This is a genomic window from Oribacterium sp. KHPX15 (assembly GCF_900107835.1).
Classification (GTDB): domain Bacteria; phylum Bacillota; class Clostridia; order Lachnospirales; family Lachnospiraceae; genus Oribacterium.
Window position 1 is genome coordinate 75667 of the sequence record NZ_FNRG01000002.1, and the last position, 16611, is coordinate 92277.

Genomic DNA, 16611 nt, shown 5'->3' on the forward strand with positions numbered 1-16611 from the left:
ATGATGGACTTTTATGCAAAAACAGACAAAGGCCGCAAAAGGCGTATGAATCAGGATTACGTTTTTGCGACTTCAAAGCCTGTAGGGGCATTACCTAATCTTTTCCTCCTTGCCGACGGCATGGGAGGTCATAAAGCAGGTGATTTTGCCTCGCGTTTTGCTGTGGAAGAGTTTAAAAAATACATCAGTGAAGCACCAAAAGACATTACATCTGTTCAGCTTATACAGAATGCCATTTCCTCTGTTAATGAACGTCTGTACAAACTGTCAATGGAAGATGAAAACTATAGCGGTATGGGCACAACTCTGGTATCAGCATTTATTGATGATAATGTCATCACCGTAAGTAACATCGGAGATTCCCGAGCTTATATCATCCACGGAAATACCATAAAGCAGATCACCAGGGATCATTCCTACGTGGAAGAAATGGTCAGACGTGGTTTTATGCGCCGTGGTTCACAGGAATACCTTAATTCCAGAAATATCATAACCCGTGCAGTGGGTATCGAACCCCGTGTAGCTGCCGACTTTTTTGAAGTTGAACTGTCTGAAGGAGACTATTTTCTTATGTGTTCAGACGGACTCAGCAACATGGCAGACAATGAAAGTATCCGTAACATCATCCGTGAACGGAATTCTGTCGAAAACAAGGTTCAGGCATTGATCGATATAGCCAATATCAACGGTGGTAAGGACAACATCGGCATCGTACTTGTTGACCCTTACAGAGAGGAGGCAGAGTCATGATGATTCAGGAAGGACAGCTCCTTGATGACAGATACGAAATTGACTCCCTCATCGGTCAGGGCGGAATGAGTTATGTTTATCGTGCCACAGATAAGAAGATGGGACGTGCTGTGGCCATCAAGGTACTGAAAGAAGAGTACTGTGAAGACGAAGATTTTATTAAGAAATTCCAAAATGAGGCTCAGGCTGCCGCGAAACTCAATCATCCGAATATAGTTGCAGTTTATGACATCGTAGATAATCACGAGGATAAGCTCCACTATATTGTGATGGAACTTGTGGAAGGTATTACATTAAAAACTTATATCCAGAGAAAGGGAGCCATGAACTCCAGGGAGGCCATCGCTTTGGCACTTCAGGTAGTGGGAGGTATCGAACAGGCTCACAAAAACGGCATAGTACACCGTGACATCAAGCCTCAGAATATGATTGTATCCGATGACGGCACTGTTAAAGTCGCCGATTTCGGTATAGCAAGAGCTGCCACCCAGCAAACGGTAAACACAACCGTTATGGGCTCGGTACATTATATCTCTCCCGAACAGGCACGTTCCGGACAAGCTGATGAAAGATCTGATATCTACAGCTTCGGCTGCACATTATATGAAATGCTTACAGGTAAGGTCCCTTATGACGGAAGCACCTCCGTTGCCGTGGTATTTGCCCACATGGAGAATAAGATTCCCAGAGTTCGCGATCTTGTTCCTGAAGTTTATCCGGCACTTGATATAGCAGTCTTCAAGTGTATGCAGAAGCGCCCGGGCAAACGTTATCAGCACATAGGAGAACTCGGTGAGGATCTCAGGAAAGCTCTTAAGGATCCCAGTGGTTCTTTCTTTAAGGGAAACATTCCTGAGGATCTGGATGATACAAGAATACTTTCGCCTGCTGAGCTGGATGAACTTAAGTCCATGCAGGATCAGTCAGGTTCAAAAGAGCAGCCTCAATATAGCGGAATACTGGGTTTCCTTTATGATCACAATATAATAAAAGATCACATTATGCTTTCCCGCATCATTACAATCATATGCGGTATCGCAATACTGATCCTTGTTCTGATCATCGGAAAAAATGCAGTTGAGTTCTTCACCCGTGACACAACTCCTTTGGAAACAACAGCTGCCACGACTGAAGAAACCGAGGAAACGACTGCTGTCAGCATTACCATTTCCGCCCTTGAAACACGTATTCAGGGCATAATCGGTCTGACAATAGATGAAGCGGAAGATGAACTCAGTGAATACGGAATCAGGATATTATCATCCGGTGCCGAATATTCTGACACCTATAATGAGGGTGTTATCATCAGCTATCCCGACAGGGATTATACTGCCGGAAGCACCATAGAGGTTACTGTTTCCAAAGGTCCACAGACAATTGTTTTTTACAATAAAAACAATCCATATGACCTTAGTTCTCTCAATGAGACAAAATTTCAGGATATTGAGACCCGCCTTAAGGAGCGCGAAATTCCGTACAGCGTAACTGAGGAATACTCGGATACAATTCCGGCAGGATATGTGATCCGGACAAACAAACCCGATTCATCAGGTTCTGAACCGCTTGAGATAGTGGTTTCAAGAGGACTTAATGCGAACGTTGTCAATGTTCCGGATCTTAAAGAATACACAGAAACAGATGCCCTGACAACCTTGTCGCTTCTTGAACTGACACCGGGAAACATTTCCTATCTCCCGGACAATACTACAGAAGAAGGTATCGTGACCGGACAGTCCATAGCAGCAGGAACTCCTGTACCAAAGGGCACCACCATAAGCTTTACTGTTTCGGCGGGACCTAACGGAATTGCCAGTGTCAAGTCGGTAGAACCGGGAGACCTTGAGACGATAGCATCAGGCAATGACGGCTGGTATAGTTCTATCAGTACAACCGTCTCCCTGGGATCAGGTGCAGAACCCGGATCAAGTGAAACCATGCTTGTGTCCATAAGACTCATGCAGGATGTGAACGGAGAGGAGCACTACAGAACTCTTCAGGAAGCCCGTTCCTATGCCGTCGGAACAGAGCTTCAGGTTGTATTCCCGACTATAAAGGGTGAAGAAGGAATACCTTCAGGTGTCGTTGAAGTTGTTAATGCCTCCACCGATACTGTCATTGCTTCCTTTGCATGTGCTTTCTCCCCGGAGGAGTAGGCTACTTAATCGAGTAGGGGGAAGGCACCCCTACTCGATGTCACGTTGGCCCTCAAATGAATATAAATATTCGCTTGAAGGCCGTATCGCGCAAACTAAGATTCATGAGGTTAAAATGTCTTTAAAAGGAAAAATCTACAAGGGAATAGGAGGTTTTTATTACGTTCACACGGGAGAAGGTGACTACGAGTGCCGTGCCAAAGGTATATTCCGAAATCGTAATGAAAAGCCTTTGGTTGGAGATGATGCGGAGATTGAGCCGGTCCAGGACAGTGAAAAGGAACGGGAAGGCTCCGTTATCCGCATCCTTCCAAGGAAAAACCAGCTGATACGTCCGGAAGTTGCCAATATTGATCAGGCAGTAGTTGTATTTGCCTTGAAGCACCCGGACCCTAATCTGAGTCTTCTTGACAGATTTCTCATCCATATGGAACAGCGGGACATACCTGTGGTCATTTTTTTCAATAAAGTAGATCTCATTGATGTTCCTGAAAGTGACTTTCCCGAAGAGTCTCAGGAAACCTCTATTCCAAAGTGGAAAAAGAAGAAAGACAAAGCTTTATCGATTCCGGAAATTCATGCAGAGCACCCGGAACTCATCCCGGAGATATACAGAAACGCAGGATATAAAGTTCTGGAAATAAGCACAAAGTCCGGAGACTGTTATGAAAGAATCATGGAGGTTCTCCGCGGAAAGACCACAGTTCTTTCCGGCCCCAGCGGCGTAGGTAAATCCTCCATCACAAATCTTATACATCCGGATGCCAATATGGAAACCGGAGAACTGAGCCGTAAGATTGAGCGAGGAAAAAACACCACGAGACATACAGAATTTTTCTATATAGATGACGACACCTATGTGCTGGATACTCCCGGTTTCACTTCTCTCTATGTCAATGACATCGATCCGGAACGGCTTATGTACTATTTCCCCGAATTCGAGAGCCACAGACAAAACTGTCGTTTCAAAACCTGTATCCACATAGGAGAAAAAGACTGTGCTGTAAAAGATGCTGTACAGAAGGGTGAAATATCCAGAGAACGTTACGACAGTTATGTGCTTCTATACAATGAACTGAAATCACAACGAAGATACTGATCTTTTCAATGTCACCGGTTCATTCGTTAAGTATAAAAGGACTTATCATAAAATGAAAAAACTTGCAGTTATAAATGACCTTAGCGGCGTTGGCCGAAGTTCTCTTTCCATACAGTTACCTGTGGTATCTACCCTTTCAGTTACCGCATGTCCTGTGCCTACAGCCATTTTGAGCAGTCATACAGCATTTAAAGAAGTCGCAAAAGTTGATTTTAAGGATCATCTTTCCGGTTTCTTTGATGCCTGGAACAAAAACGGCTTTAGCTTTGATGGAATCCTTATAGGATATCTCGGGGATACGGAGGAACATCCTCTGATAGAAGACTTTATCAGGGAACAAAAAAAGCGAAATCCTGAACTCACGGTTATACTTGACCCTGTAATGGCTGATAACGGAAGTCTTTACCGTCATATGACACAAAAACATATTGAAGCAATGCTATCTCTTGCAAAGTATGCCGACCTCCTTACACCGAATCTCACTGAAGCCGCGCTCCTGGCTGATTTTGATTATGAGGGCATGAAGGAAACCCTGAAAGACTGCAAGCTTGACGCAGCCAAAGGTATGGTTTTCAATTCCTTATTGTCTGCCCTTCATCACATAACACCCGGAGCGGTCATAGTTACCGGAATCGAAGAAGAGAACGAAGCAGGAGAAAAAATGCTTTTAAATGTCCTTTCCGAAACCGATGGAGATCTCAGATTCATCCGTAATCCCCGTACAGGAAACGGAAGACCGGGCACAGGAGATCTTTTCAGTGCCATTATAAGCGCTAAACTCCTGAAGGGTACAGATCACGAGAAGGCATGTCGTTCCGCAGCAGATTTCGTCGGACTTGCAATAAAACATTCCGAAGAGCTTAATGTACCCGTTATCGAAGGTGTGCAGTTCGAAGATCTTCTCCGGCATCTTTTGGATTCAGATTGATAAGCATTCGCCTCATATAACTTGAAAATACAAAAAAATAACGCTATAGTTATTAGGTGCGTTCAGCATATATAACGAGCGTGCGTATCAAAAATCGCATGACGGCGAAACGCTATGCTTAATTTCCGATCAGAGATCGGACAGTATTACAGATTATTTCCGGGAGGAGAGAGGATCTTATGTTAGACATTAAATTTGTCAGAGAAAATCCGGAGCTTGTAAAAGAAAACATCAAAAAGAAGTTCCAGGAAGAGAAGCTTCCACTTGTTGACGAAGTGATCAAATATGACGCAGAGGCCAGAAAGTGCCAGCAGGAGGCAGATGACCTTCGTGCAAAGAAGAATTCTGTTTCCAAGCAGATCGGTGCTCTTATGGCTCAGGGTAAAAAGGATGAGGCTGAGCAGGTCAAGGCAGAGGTTTCAAAGTATGCCGACAGACTCAAGGAGCTTGAGGAGTTACAGCCTAAGCTTAACGAAGAGCTTACAAAGCGTATGATGATCATCCCTAACATTATCGATCCGTCTGTTCCTATAGGTCCGGATGATACTCATAATGTAGAGAATGAGCGTTTTGGTGAGCCTGTTGTTCCTGATTTTGAAGTTCCATATCATACAGATATCATGGAATCCTTCGGCGGTATCGATATGGATGCTGCGGGACGAGTTGCAGGAAACGGATTCTACTATCTGCTCGGAGACATCGCTCGTCTTCATTCAGCAGTACTCAGCTATGCCCGCGACTTCATGATCGGCAGAGGATTTACATATTGTATCCCTCCATATATGATCCGTTCAAAGGTTGTGGATGGAGTTATGTCATTCTCTGAAATGGATGCCATGATGTACAAGATTGAGGGCGAAGATCTGTTCCTCATCGGTACTTCTGAGCACTCCATGATCGGCCGCTTCATCGATCAGATCCTTCCGGCAGATACATTACCTTTATCACTCACATCTTATTCACCCTGTTTCCGTAAGGAAAAGGGCTCTCACGGTCTTGAAGAGCGTGGTGTTTACCGTATCCACCAGTTTGAGAAGCAGGAGATGATCGTAGTCTGCGAACCTGAAGACTCTATGGACTGGTATGCTAAGTTATGGAAAAATACAGTAGATTTCTTCCGTTCCATGGATATCCCTGTAAGAACCCTTGAGTGCTGTTCAGGAGATCTTGCAGATCTTAAGGTAAAGTCATGTGATGTGGAAGCTTGGTCACCTCGTCAGAAGAAGTATTTCGAAGTTGGTTCATGTTCCAATCTCGGAGATGCCCAGGCAAGAAGACTTAAAATTCGTATCAAGGGTAAAGATGGAAAGATCCACCTTGCACATACCCTTAACAATACCTGTGTAGCTCCACCACGTATGCTTATTGCATTCCTCGAGAATCACCTTCAGGCTGACGGTTCAGTTACTATCCCTGAGGTTCTCCAGCCTTACATGGGCGGAACCAAAGTTCTTACACCTAACTGGAACTCCATTGAGGGTAAGAAATAATATTTCTGAGTAAACGTTGTGTAAGTTCACCGTTTCTCCAAAATAAAACCTAAAGTCTGTTAGCGGATATCATAAAACGATCCGTTAACAGACTTTTTAATTCCCGATAGTCGGCAATATGCGGGTTTATTTACGGAGAGCCCTGTATTTTTTCGTCATTTTCTTAAAGTATTCGTAGATTGTATTAATCAATAACATACACTATAATTGTTTTACATATTTCGTCATCATCAGGGAAACATTGAATCAGTGTTTCCCTGTTTTATGATGTTATACTATGGGAGGATTCTATTGGAACCACTTATAAAGGTCAGAGATTTATATAAAATCTTCAATATAGGAACCAACAAAGTCTATGCCCTGAACGGCGTATCCTTTGATATATATAAGGGTGAGTTCATTGCAATAGTCGGAACCTCAGGTTCCGGAAAATCCACCTGTTTAAATATGCTGGCAGGGCTGGAAGCCCCAAGCAGCGGGATCATCCAGATCTCCGGCAAACGCATTGACCGGATGAATGAATCACAGCTGGTGGCTTTCCGAAGGCAAAATGTAGGTTTTATCTTCCAAAGCTACAATCTGATCCCCTCCATGAATGCCCTTGAAAATGTATCCATGCCACTTATGTTTCGTGGCGTATCCTTAGAGAAACGTACAAAAACCGCAAAGCACTATATGGAACTCATTGGTATAGGTGATCAGGGGATGCACATGCCGAATCAGATGTCCGGTGGTCAGCAGCAGCGTGTAGGTATCGCAAGGGCTTTGGTTATAGATCCAAAGATTATTTTTGCAGACGAACCAACCGGTAACCTGGACTCACATACGACAAATGATGTTCTTAATCTGCTGAAAAAAATAGTGGAAGAAGAGCACCGCACCCTGGTCATGGTAACCCATGATCCGCATATTGCTTCATGGGCAGATCGCCAGTTAAGGGTAGTAGACGGTCATATAGTAGAAACTGTCATCAATAAAGAGAGTTCCATAGAACAGGACATCCTTAGAGAAACCGGTTCAGAACCTTTTTGTGTCGTTACACCGGAAACCTGATATACGATTAAAAATCGTGAGTAAATATAAAGGTACTGTTCCGGCAGTACCGGAGGAAGTATGAGAAAAGCTGTATTATTGAAAAATCTTTTGATCAAAAAATTTTTAAGCATATTCATATGTTTTTTTATGGTTCTGAGTGTCATAGCTGTCACTTCACCAATAAGTGCAAGAGCCTCCTATGTGGATACTAATCTCAATACGTTCATCCATGACGCCGATCCCACCCCTGAAGGTGTAGTAGGTCAGGATATGCAGTTGACTGTACGTATCGGCTATAACGGTAAAAACGGTCTCTACAATCCGAAAACCGAACAGATAAACAATGTAAGGGTTCGTCTTTCACAGGACCAGAATCTCATCAACACAAACGGTATAGTACCTAGTGCAAACAGAACCAATCCCTACGATCCCGATGATGAGTCAGCGGAATCAGAAGCATACAACGAAGGCTACCAGGCAGGTGCCGCCCGGGCTTACAATGCTTCCCTCGGTCTCACATACCCTGTAGACGGAGGTGTTTATCCTCTGGAGATCAACTCCTCCACCATGACTCAGGAAAAGAAACTGGGCACCCTCAAAAAGGGAGAATACGTTGAGGTCACCTTTAATGTACACTTAAGAAGTGACATCAAAGCCGGTTACTACGGGGTTCCCGTATCTATATTTTATGATGTTCCAGAAAATCCTTCTGGCTCATACGGAAGCCTCAACCGGGCCGAATTCATAAACATTTCAGTAATCGATCAGGGGGAGATAACGGATCCTGCTTCAACCGAGAAGGAATCCGCTTTTGCGGTAGGCGAAAACCAGGCTACCCCGGCTGCAAGTTATCCGTCACAGATGGCTTATACCGTGAATTTCCGAAACCAGACAAATCGCACTCTTTACGATGTAAAGGTTCATATGGAAAATGCTCTGGACCCAACTAAAGAATTCCAGAATACTGCCTATTCAAAGGCCAGTGCCTCAAAGCAATTCCCTTTTGAAATAAGCCAGTCAAACTATGACCAGACCTTCGAGGCGGTAACTCCCGAAGAAATCATCACCCCGGCTTATGTCCTGAACATAAAAAAGAATGCTGCCAGCGGTTATTATCCCATCGATTATACCGTGACTTACAAGCGCACACCTGATGCAACCTTACAATCAAAGGAAACTCATACCTTTTATGTAAATATCAATAACCCTTCCATGAACGACACTGAGCCTGACTCCACAAGAGAGTTCAATGCTAACGACCGTACAAAAGCACGTCTCGTTGTAGGTTCATACCATACCGAACCGGAAGCAGTTTTTGCAGGTCAGCCTTTTAAGCTGTTTGTGGAAATAGAAAATGCCAGCACGAATATCAACGCCAGTAACATTCTTCTTACCGTAGAATCCGAAAAGGTTGATAATTCCAATGTTTTCTCAACAGAAAACGGCTCCAACTCTACAGTTATAAACTCTCTTAACGCAGGTGAATCAAAGGAGGTCTCCTGGACTATGATTGCAGGCGCAGGTGTAAATCCGAGAGCCTATGCAATTACCGTAAACGAAAAGTATGACTCACCTGAGTTTAAGAATGCAGAAGAAAAAGTGACACTGGATGTAGAAGTAAAACAGATTCCCCGTCTGTCCTGCACAGGTTTCGACATCATGCCTCCAAGCGTGACAGTCGGAAGCGAATCCAATGTCATGTTCAATATAAACAATACCGGTAAGGTTATCCTTTACAATGTAACCGTAGCCTTTGAGGCCGATTCCATACAAAACACAAGTGCCTATGTCGGAAACATTAAACCGGGCGAAACGGGAAATGTTGATGCCATGATCACCGGATTTTCCCCGACAACGGATGACGGAACCATACATGTCACCATCACCTATGAAGACATTAACGGAGAGACCTCATCACAGGAAGAAACCATAAATCTTTATGTGATAGAGGATATACCTGAAGATTTAGAAAGGGTTACCCCTGAGGAGGCGGACCCCGCCAAAGCTTCTTCTATAAACTCCTTTATAATTCCCGGAGCGGTAATTGCCGGCATTCTGGGAGCATTGGGAATAATCTTCTTCATCAGAAAAAAGAAGAAGGAAAAGGAACAGAAACAGGGTACAGATGAGACTATCTGATTTATTTAAACTAGCAATAAGTAATCTCAGAAGGCGAAAAACCAGGACTTTGCTTACCATCCTTGGCGTTGTCATCGGTACGGCGTCCATAGTTGTCATGGTAAGCCTTGGTCTCGGTATGAGTGATATGATGCTCAAATCCTATCAGGATGAGGGCTCGCTCACTCTGATCCGGGTCCGTGAAAGCTACGAAAACAGGGACAGCAGCTCAAAAAACAAGAAGCAGATGGAGCTCACGGATGAAAATGCTGAAATCTTCGCATCACTTGACCATGTGGTGAGTGTAAGCCCCAGTCTGGAGATAACTGCCATGGCTAAATGCAATGGCTATGAATCTAATTTCACGATCTGTGGTGTCTCACAATATTATCTGGAGCAATTAAAGCTACGGGAAGGCGGCACCATTCCCGAACCCAATCAGGGTCAGCTCAGCCTTATCCTGGGAAACCAGATACTATATAACTCCTTCTATAAGCCCACTACATATGAAAGCATTGAGATCAACCCGGATAAAGATACCATCTTTTTGACATTTCCGGAAAGCAGCTACAGCGAGAAGAAAAATAACAGTTCCGAGGAAACCACAACAAAATCAAAGGCAGCAAAAAAATACATTTTTCCCATAAGCGGCATCATACGCGGCGGAAAAGAAGACTGGTCCTACGACTCTTACAATGTATATGCCGACATCGATACATTGAAACGTTTCCTGCAGAAAATATATAAGAAAGCCCTGGTACCCAACCCCCGAACAACCAAAAACGGAAAGGCCTATACCTATTACGTATACGATACAATATATGTTTTTGTTGATGATATGGCCAATGTCAAGGACGTACAGACTCAGATTTCGGATCTTGGTTTTAGTGTAAGTTCCAATATGGAATGGCTGGAATCTGCCCAGGAGTCCCTCAATATGGTTCAGATGGTTCTGGGAGGTATCGGAGGAGTTTCCCTTCTGGTTGCCGCCATAGGCATCATGAACACTATGATGATGTCCATATATGAACGCACGAAAGAAATCGGTGTAATGAAGGTGCTTGGATGTGATATGTCAGATATCAAAAACATGTTCCTCTTTGAATCCGGCATCATAGGTCTCATGGGCGGTATCGCGGGACTTATAGTAAGCTACATTATTTCCTGCATTATCAATTTCTTCAGTTCCTCCGGGAACAATGACATGATTTCCATGTTTATAGGCTACGGAAACAATGATGGATCTCTGTCATATATACCCCTTTGGCTGGCTGGCTTCTCCATCGTTTTTGCCATTGCTGTGGGTTCCATAGCAGGTTACATTCCGGCAGTCCGTGCCATGAAGCTTAGTCCTCTTGCGGCCATCAGGAATGAGTGATGCGAGCGGTCGGGCATCCATTTGGTAATACCTGATATATTAGATTGAAATATTGTTTATCCTTTGTTCGGATGCTATAATTCTGTTCATGTATATCATTTACAAAATAGGGGAGTAATCATGATCAAAGTAGCAAAATTTGGCGGCAGTTCCTGTGCCTCTGCAGAACAGTTTAAAAAAGTAAAGGAGATCATTGTTTCAGATAAAAGCAGACATTACATAGTTGTTTCTGCTCCCGGTAAGCGTGATTCCAATGATACAAAGGTTACAGATATGCTGTACCAGTTGTACAATGCTGCATCCTCTGAACAGAATTTCAATCCAATCCTGTCAAAGATTAAGGAACGCTATCAGGAGATTATTGACGGACTTGGTCTCAACCTTAACATGGATGAGGATTTTGAAAAGATAGCTCATGACCTACTTGATGGTGCCGGCAGGGACTATGCAGCATCCAGAGGTGAATACCTCAATGCAAAACTTATGGCTGCATACCTTGGTTTTACATTTATCGACTCTGCATCCTGCTTTGTATTCAACAAGGACCGATCCTGCGATTTCGCAAAAACCGAAACAGCAATCAATGATGCACTGACTGATGTTGATTATGCTGTTTTTCCGGGATTCTACGGCGCAAATGATAATGGTGATATCGTAACTTTCTCCAGAGGAGGTTCTGATGTTACCGGTTCCCTCATTGCGGCTGCCGAACATGTAGATCTTTATGAAAACTGGACTGATGTATCAGGATTTCTTGTAGCAGATCCACGTATCGTTAAGAATCCTGAAGTGATCGATTATATTACTTACAGGGAACTTCGAGAATTAAGCTACATGGGTGCCGGAGTACTTCATGAGGACGCCATCTTCCCTGTACGTAAAGAGGGTATCCCTATCCAGATCAAAAACACAAACAAACCTGATGATCACGGAACTATGATAGTACAGGACACTCTGAAAAAGCCTCGTTTCGTCATCACCGGTGTAAGCGGTAAGAAAAATTTCTGCGCCCTCAACATTGAAAAGGCCATGATGAACGCCGAGATAGGTTTCGGTCGCAAGATCCTGACAGTTCTTGAAGACAACCATATTTCTTTTGAGCATATTCCTTCCGGCATTGATACCATGACTCTGGTTATACATCAGGAAGAGCTGGAGACCTGTGAGCAGAAGGTTCTTAACGGAATACAGCGTGCCGTTAACCCTGATATGATAGAGCTTGAATCCGATATAGCACTTGTTGCTGTAGTAGGTCGAGGCATGAAGTCCTCACGCGGTGTTGCCGGAAGAATTTTCTCAGCACTTGCCCATGAATACATCAACATCAAAATGATCGATCAGGGATCAAGTGAGTACAATATCATCATCGGAGTCAGAAACGAAGACTTTGAAAAAGCAATTAAAGCAATATATAATATGTTTGTTTTAAGTGCTAAAAACTAAAGGAATCTGATCATTCTTTTACCCGGGACTTAAAAGACCCGGGTAATTTTTATCATAAAAACAATTCAGGAGATTAAGTGAAGATTTACGTTATAGGCGGTGGTGCAGCCGGCATGATGGCTGCCATAGCAGCCAAAGAAACAAATCCCGATGCCGAGGTTCATCTGGCAGAAAAAAATGACAAACTGGGAAAGAAGATTTTTATAACAGGAAAAGGCCGGGGTAACGCCACGAATGCCTGTGACATTGAAGAATTCTTCAAAAACTATGTCACAAACCCCAGATTTTTGTATTCCGCCCTTTACTCATTCACAAATGATGATGTTATTGATCTTTTAGAGAAAAACGGATGCCGCACAAAAACAGAACGGGGTGACCGTGTATTCCCTGTATCGGACCATGCTTACAGCATCACGGATGCATTGAAGCATTATATCAAAAAGCTTGGCGTTGAGATCCATTACAAAACCGAAGTACGGGCTGTTACCATAAAAAAAGATCAGGTAGCCGGAATAGAAACATCACATGGTAAATATCCCGCCGACAAAGTGATAGTCGCCACCGGCGGTCTTGCTTATCCTTCAACAGGCTCTACCGGAGACGGCTACAGATTTGCAAAAGAAGCAGGTATTACGGTTACGGAAACCTATCCCTCACTTGTCTGCCTCACGGTCCATGAACCTGATATATTCCGTTTAAAGGGTCTTACTTTAAAAAACATAGAGGTACGTATCACTGAAGACAACGGTAAAATCTACTATAAAGATTTTGGTGATCTGGACTTTATGGAGGAGGGCTTAAGAGGACCTGTAATCATTTCTGCATCTGCAGTTCTTACAAAGTATCTCAATGCTTATGATCCTTCAAAAAGAAAGATCCTGACAGTCCATATAGACCTGAAGCCTGCTCTCAATGACTCGCAGCTTGACGAAAGGCTTCTCAGGGATTTTCAGGAATTCAAAAACAAGGAACTCAGAAATGCTTTTACCAACCTGTTTCCTTCACAGCTTATTCCTGTTTTCAACGCCCGACTTGAACAGAAGGGAGTTGACATAAACAAAAAGGTTAGTGAAGTCAGCCGTGAGACAAGAAAAATCATCGTTGACCTTATAAGAAACTTTGATTATACCGTCAGCGGTACCGGAAGCTTCAAGGAGGCCATCGTCACTCAGGGCGGAGTTTCGGTTAAGGAGATATCCCCGAACACAATGGAGTCCAAAAAGGTCAAAGGCCTGTATTTTGCCGGAGAGGTTCTGGATGTGGACGGTTACACGGGAGGTTTCAATATGCAGATGGCCTTTTCAACGGGACACCTTGCAGGGCAGCAGGCAGCATTAACATGAAGCTTTCTTACAGCAAAAGTACCACACCTTCATAAGGTGCCATAAAACACCAATATGTTAATCAAAAGGTATCAGGAAAAGAAATCTTTGATACATAATTCAGGAGGAAAATATGCCATACAGTATAGCAATCGACGGACCTGCCGGAGCAGGAAAATCAACAATAGCAAAAGCGGTAGCCAGGGAACTCGGTTATGTTTATATCGACACAGGTGCCATGTACAGAGCAGTGGGACTTTACTGCCTTAACAACAGAATAGACACAAATGATGAATCATCAGTTGTTGCCAGCATAAAGGATATAGACATTAGCATAAGCTATGACGAAGAAGGTGCACAGCAGGTTTTCCTCAATGGAGAAAATGTAAGCTCTAAAATAAGAACACAGGAAGTAGGCGCAGCTGCTTCAACAGTATCACAGTATCAGCCTGTAAGAGACCTGCTGGTAGCTCTCCAACAAAAGCTTGCCTTGAAAACCTCTGTAGTCATGGATGGTCGTGATATCGGTTCAAAGGTTCTTCCAAATGCAGATACAAAGATCTATCTCACAGCTTCGGTAGAAGAAAGGGCAAGACGCCGTGCAAAAGAACTTATGGAAAAGGGCGAGACCTGTGACATCAGGGAAGTTGAAAAAGAAATCGAAGAACGTGACTACAGAGATATGCACAGGGAGAATTCTCCACTCATTAAAGTCCCTGACGCGGTGCTTATTGACAGCTCCGATCTTACAATTGACGAAACCATAGACAGTATTCTGGATATAGTGATAAAGAGATGAATGTAACATTAGCCAAAACAGCAGGTTTCTGTTTCGGTGTTCAAAAGGCGGTTGATACTGTCTATGAGATAATCGAAAGAGAAAAAAACAAACCGGAAGATGCCCGAAAGCAGATATATACTTACGGACCCATAGTCCATAACGAAACAGTTGTAAATAAAGTCGCTTCCTACGGAGTTAAAATTCTTGAGACAGAAGACGATCTCAGAGCACTAACTGACGGAATAGTAATTATCAGGGCTCATGGAGTACCAAAGTCCGTTTACAATATTCTGGAGGAAAGAGGGATCGAAACCATCGATGCCTCCTGTCCGTTCGTCAGAAAGATCCAGATGCTGGCGAAAAAATATACTTCCGAAAAAGAAAAAGTATTTGTCATAGGCAATCCGGATCATCCGGAGATAATCGGCATCATAGGCTGGGGAGAAGGTGATATTTCTACCATTCCTGATATAGAATCTGCCGAAAAGCTTCCGGAAGGAAACTGGCAGAGAGTTGTAGTAGTGGCACAGACAACATTCAACACCGACAAATTTCAACAAATTATTGATATTTTGAAAAAAAAGTTTTATGATGTTAATGCTATTAATACGATTTGTAACGCGACTTTCGAGAGACAGTCTGAAGCAAAGGAACTTGCAAAAAAGTCCGATGCCATGATAGTTATTGGAGGAAGCAGTTCATCTAACACAAAAAAGTTATTCGAGATTTGCAAAAACCAGTGTCCGGAAACCCAGTTGATACAGACGGTTCACGATCTTGACTTTAATTACGATGACGCGATTCAAAACGTAGGTATTACAGCTGGGGCAAGCACCCCGAAAGAAATTATTGAGGAGGTTCAAAATTATGTCAGAAATGAGTTTTGAACAGATGCTTGACGCATCATTAAAATCTATTCATGCAGGGGAGATTGTTACTGGCAAAGTTATCAGTGTTAAGCCTGATGAGATTGCACTCAACATTGGGTACAAGTCAGACGGAATCATGACAAGAAGCGATTACAGCGCAGACAATACATTAGACCTTACCACAGTAGTCAATGTAGGTGACGAGATTGAATGCAAAGTAAAGAAGGTAAATGACGGTGAAGGTCAGGTAGCTCTTTCTCACAGAGAGGCTATTGCTTCCAAGGCATCAGAGGAGCTTAAAGAAGCTTACGAGAATCAGACAGTTCTTACAGGAAAAGTTGTTCAGGTTGTTAAGGGCGGTCTCAATGTTGAAGTTAACGGTGCAAGAGTATTTATTCCTGCATCTCTTGTTTCAGATACATTCGAGAGAGATCTCAACAAGTATCAGGGTGAGGATGTTCAGTTCGTAATCACTGAGTTCAACCCTATGAAGCGCAGAATTATCGGTGACAGAAAGCAGCTTATGACTGCAACAAAGAGAGAGCAGCATGACAAGCTCTTCTCAGAGTTAAAGGTTGGCGATGTTCGCACAGGTGTAGTTAAAAATCTTACTGATTTCGGTGCATTCATCGATCTCGGCGGAGCTGACGGTCTTCTTCATATCTCAGAGATGTCTTGGGGAAGAATCGAGAATCCTAAGAAGATCTTCAAGCCGGGTCAGGAAGTTACAGCTCTCGTTAAGGAGATCAACGGTGAGAGAATTGCTCTTACACGTAAGTTCCCTGATGAGAATCCTTGGAAGGATGCAGAGGTTAAGTTCGCTGTTGGTACAACAGTAAGCGGCAAGGTAGCCCGTATGACTGATTTTGGTGCATTCATCGAGCTTGAGAAGGGTATCGATGCACTTCTTCATGTATCTCAGATCTCAAAGGATCACGTAAACAAGCCTGCTGATGTTCTTACAGTTGGACAGGATATCGAGGCTAAGATTGTAGACCTTGATGTTGACAATCGTAAGATCTCTCTTAGCATGAAGGCACTTCTTCCGGATGCTGAGAATACTGACGTTGCCGATGTAGATATCGATGCAGTCGGAAAAGCAGAAGCAGAGAAAATTGAAGAGACAGACGCTGAGTAATTTATATTGATCAGAGTTTTCAGAGCCGGACTATATGCCCGGCTCTTTTATATATCTAAAAAATGCTGTGCATAATATATCGAAAGATTACAGCTGCAGTTATCTCA

The 16611-nt window shown here is 43.3% G+C and carries 13 protein-coding genes; all 13 read left to right on the top strand.

Annotated elements, in window-relative coordinates:
• Positions 1–3: 3 nt before the first annotated feature.
• Entirely contained in the window at positions 4–750 is a 747-nt protein-coding gene (locus tag BLV86_RS01720; protein ID WP_090814917.1) for a Stp1/IreP family PP2C-type Ser/Thr phosphatase, read from the top strand.
• Positions 747–2903 carry a Stk1 family PASTA domain-containing Ser/Thr kinase gene (pknB, locus tag BLV86_RS01725; protein ID WP_090814918.1) on the top strand — a complete coding sequence of 719 codons (2157 nt, stop codon included), beginning with the start codon at positions 747–749 and terminating at the stop codon, positions 2901–2903. Before BLV86_RS01720 ends, pknB begins: the two co-directional genes overlap by 4 nt.
• A 115-nt stretch (positions 2904–3018) precedes the next feature.
• A complete protein-coding gene (gene rsgA, locus BLV86_RS01730; RefSeq protein WP_090814919.1) occupies positions 3019–4002 on the top strand; it encodes a ribosome small subunit-dependent GTPase A in 984 nt (327 codons plus the stop codon).
• Positions 4003–4054: 52 nt separating this feature from the next.
• A complete protein-coding gene (locus BLV86_RS01735) occupies positions 4055–4930 on the top strand; it encodes a pyridoxamine kinase (protein ID WP_090814920.1) in 876 nt (291 codons plus the stop codon).
• Between the two features lie 179 nt (positions 4931–5109).
• A complete protein-coding gene (gene serS / locus BLV86_RS01740) occupies positions 5110–6420 on the top strand; it encodes a serine--tRNA ligase (protein WP_090814921.1) in 1311 nt (436 codons plus the stop codon).
• Between the two features lie 264 nt (positions 6421–6684).
• Entirely contained in the window at positions 6685–7473 is a 789-nt protein-coding gene (locus tag BLV86_RS01745) for an ABC transporter ATP-binding protein (RefSeq protein WP_090814922.1), read from the top strand.
• Positions 7474–7533: 60 nt separating this feature from the next.
• Positions 7534–9594, top strand: coding sequence for a COG1361 S-layer family protein (locus BLV86_RS01750; RefSeq protein WP_090814923.1), 2061 nt, complete (start codon positions 7534–7536; stop codon positions 9592–9594).
• Entirely contained in the window at positions 9581–10951 is a 1371-nt protein-coding gene (locus BLV86_RS01755; RefSeq protein ID WP_090814924.1) for an ABC transporter permease, read from the top strand. The genes BLV86_RS01750 and BLV86_RS01755 overlap by 14 nt, the downstream gene beginning before the upstream one ends.
• A gap of 120 nt (positions 10952–11071) precedes the next feature.
• On the top strand, positions 11072–12394 hold the full coding sequence (locus BLV86_RS01760; RefSeq protein ID WP_031548506.1) for an aspartate kinase: 1323 nt from the start codon (positions 11072–11074) through the stop codon (positions 12392–12394).
• 77 nt (positions 12395–12471) lie between these two features.
• A complete protein-coding gene (locus BLV86_RS01765) occupies positions 12472–13737 on the top strand; it encodes a BaiN/RdsA family NAD(P)/FAD-dependent oxidoreductase (RefSeq protein ID WP_031548504.1) in 1266 nt (421 codons plus the stop codon).
• 112 nt (positions 13738–13849) lie between these two features.
• A complete protein-coding gene (cmk, locus tag BLV86_RS01770) occupies positions 13850–14515 on the top strand; it encodes a (d)CMP kinase (protein WP_090814925.1) in 666 nt (221 codons plus the stop codon).
• Positions 14512–15384, top strand: a complete 873-nt coding sequence (ispH, locus tag BLV86_RS01775) for a 4-hydroxy-3-methylbut-2-enyl diphosphate reductase (protein WP_090814926.1) — start codon at positions 14512–14514, stop codon at positions 15382–15384. The genes cmk and ispH overlap by 4 nt, the downstream gene beginning before the upstream one ends.
• Entirely contained in the window at positions 15365–16504 is a 1140-nt protein-coding gene (rpsA, locus tag BLV86_RS01780; RefSeq protein WP_031548500.1) for a 30S ribosomal protein S1, read from the top strand. The genes ispH and rpsA overlap by 20 nt, the downstream gene beginning before the upstream one ends.
• Positions 16505–16611: the final 107 nt, after the last annotated feature.

What these genes read in the sequence shown, in the direction of transcription:
- BLV86_RS01720 (WP_090814917.1), top strand. Translation starts at nt 4, where the DNA reads ATGGACTTTTATGCAAAAACAGACAAAGGCCGCAAAAGGCGTATGAAT.
- pknB (WP_090814918.1), top strand. Translation starts at nt 747, where the DNA reads ATGATGATTCAGGAAGGACAGCTCCTTGATGACAGATACGAAATTGAC.
- rsgA (WP_090814919.1), top strand. Translation starts at nt 3,019, where the DNA reads ATGTCTTTAAAAGGAAAAATCTACAAGGGAATAGGAGGTTTTTATTAC.
- BLV86_RS01735 (WP_090814920.1), top strand. Translation starts at nt 4,055, where the DNA reads ATGAAAAAACTTGCAGTTATAAATGACCTTAGCGGCGTTGGCCGAAGT.
- serS (WP_090814921.1), top strand. Translation starts at nt 5,110, where the DNA reads ATGTTAGACATTAAATTTGTCAGAGAAAATCCGGAGCTTGTAAAAGAA.
- BLV86_RS01745 (WP_090814922.1), top strand. Translation starts at nt 6,685, where the DNA reads ATGATGTTATACTATGGGAGGATTCTATTGGAACCACTTATAAAGGTC.
- BLV86_RS01750 (WP_090814923.1), top strand. Translation starts at nt 7,534, where the DNA reads ATGAGAAAAGCTGTATTATTGAAAAATCTTTTGATCAAAAAATTTTTA.
- BLV86_RS01755 (WP_090814924.1), top strand. Translation starts at nt 9,581, where the DNA reads ATGAGACTATCTGATTTATTTAAACTAGCAATAAGTAATCTCAGAAGG.
- BLV86_RS01760 (WP_031548506.1), top strand. Translation starts at nt 11,072, where the DNA reads ATGATCAAAGTAGCAAAATTTGGCGGCAGTTCCTGTGCCTCTGCAGAA.
- cmk (WP_090814925.1), top strand. Translation starts at nt 13,850, where the DNA reads ATGCCATACAGTATAGCAATCGACGGACCTGCCGGAGCAGGAAAATCA.
- ispH (WP_090814926.1), top strand. Translation starts at nt 14,512, where the DNA reads ATGAATGTAACATTAGCCAAAACAGCAGGTTTCTGTTTCGGTGTTCAA.
- rpsA (WP_031548500.1), top strand. Translation starts at nt 15,365, where the DNA reads ATGTCAGAAATGAGTTTTGAACAGATGCTTGACGCATCATTAAAATCT.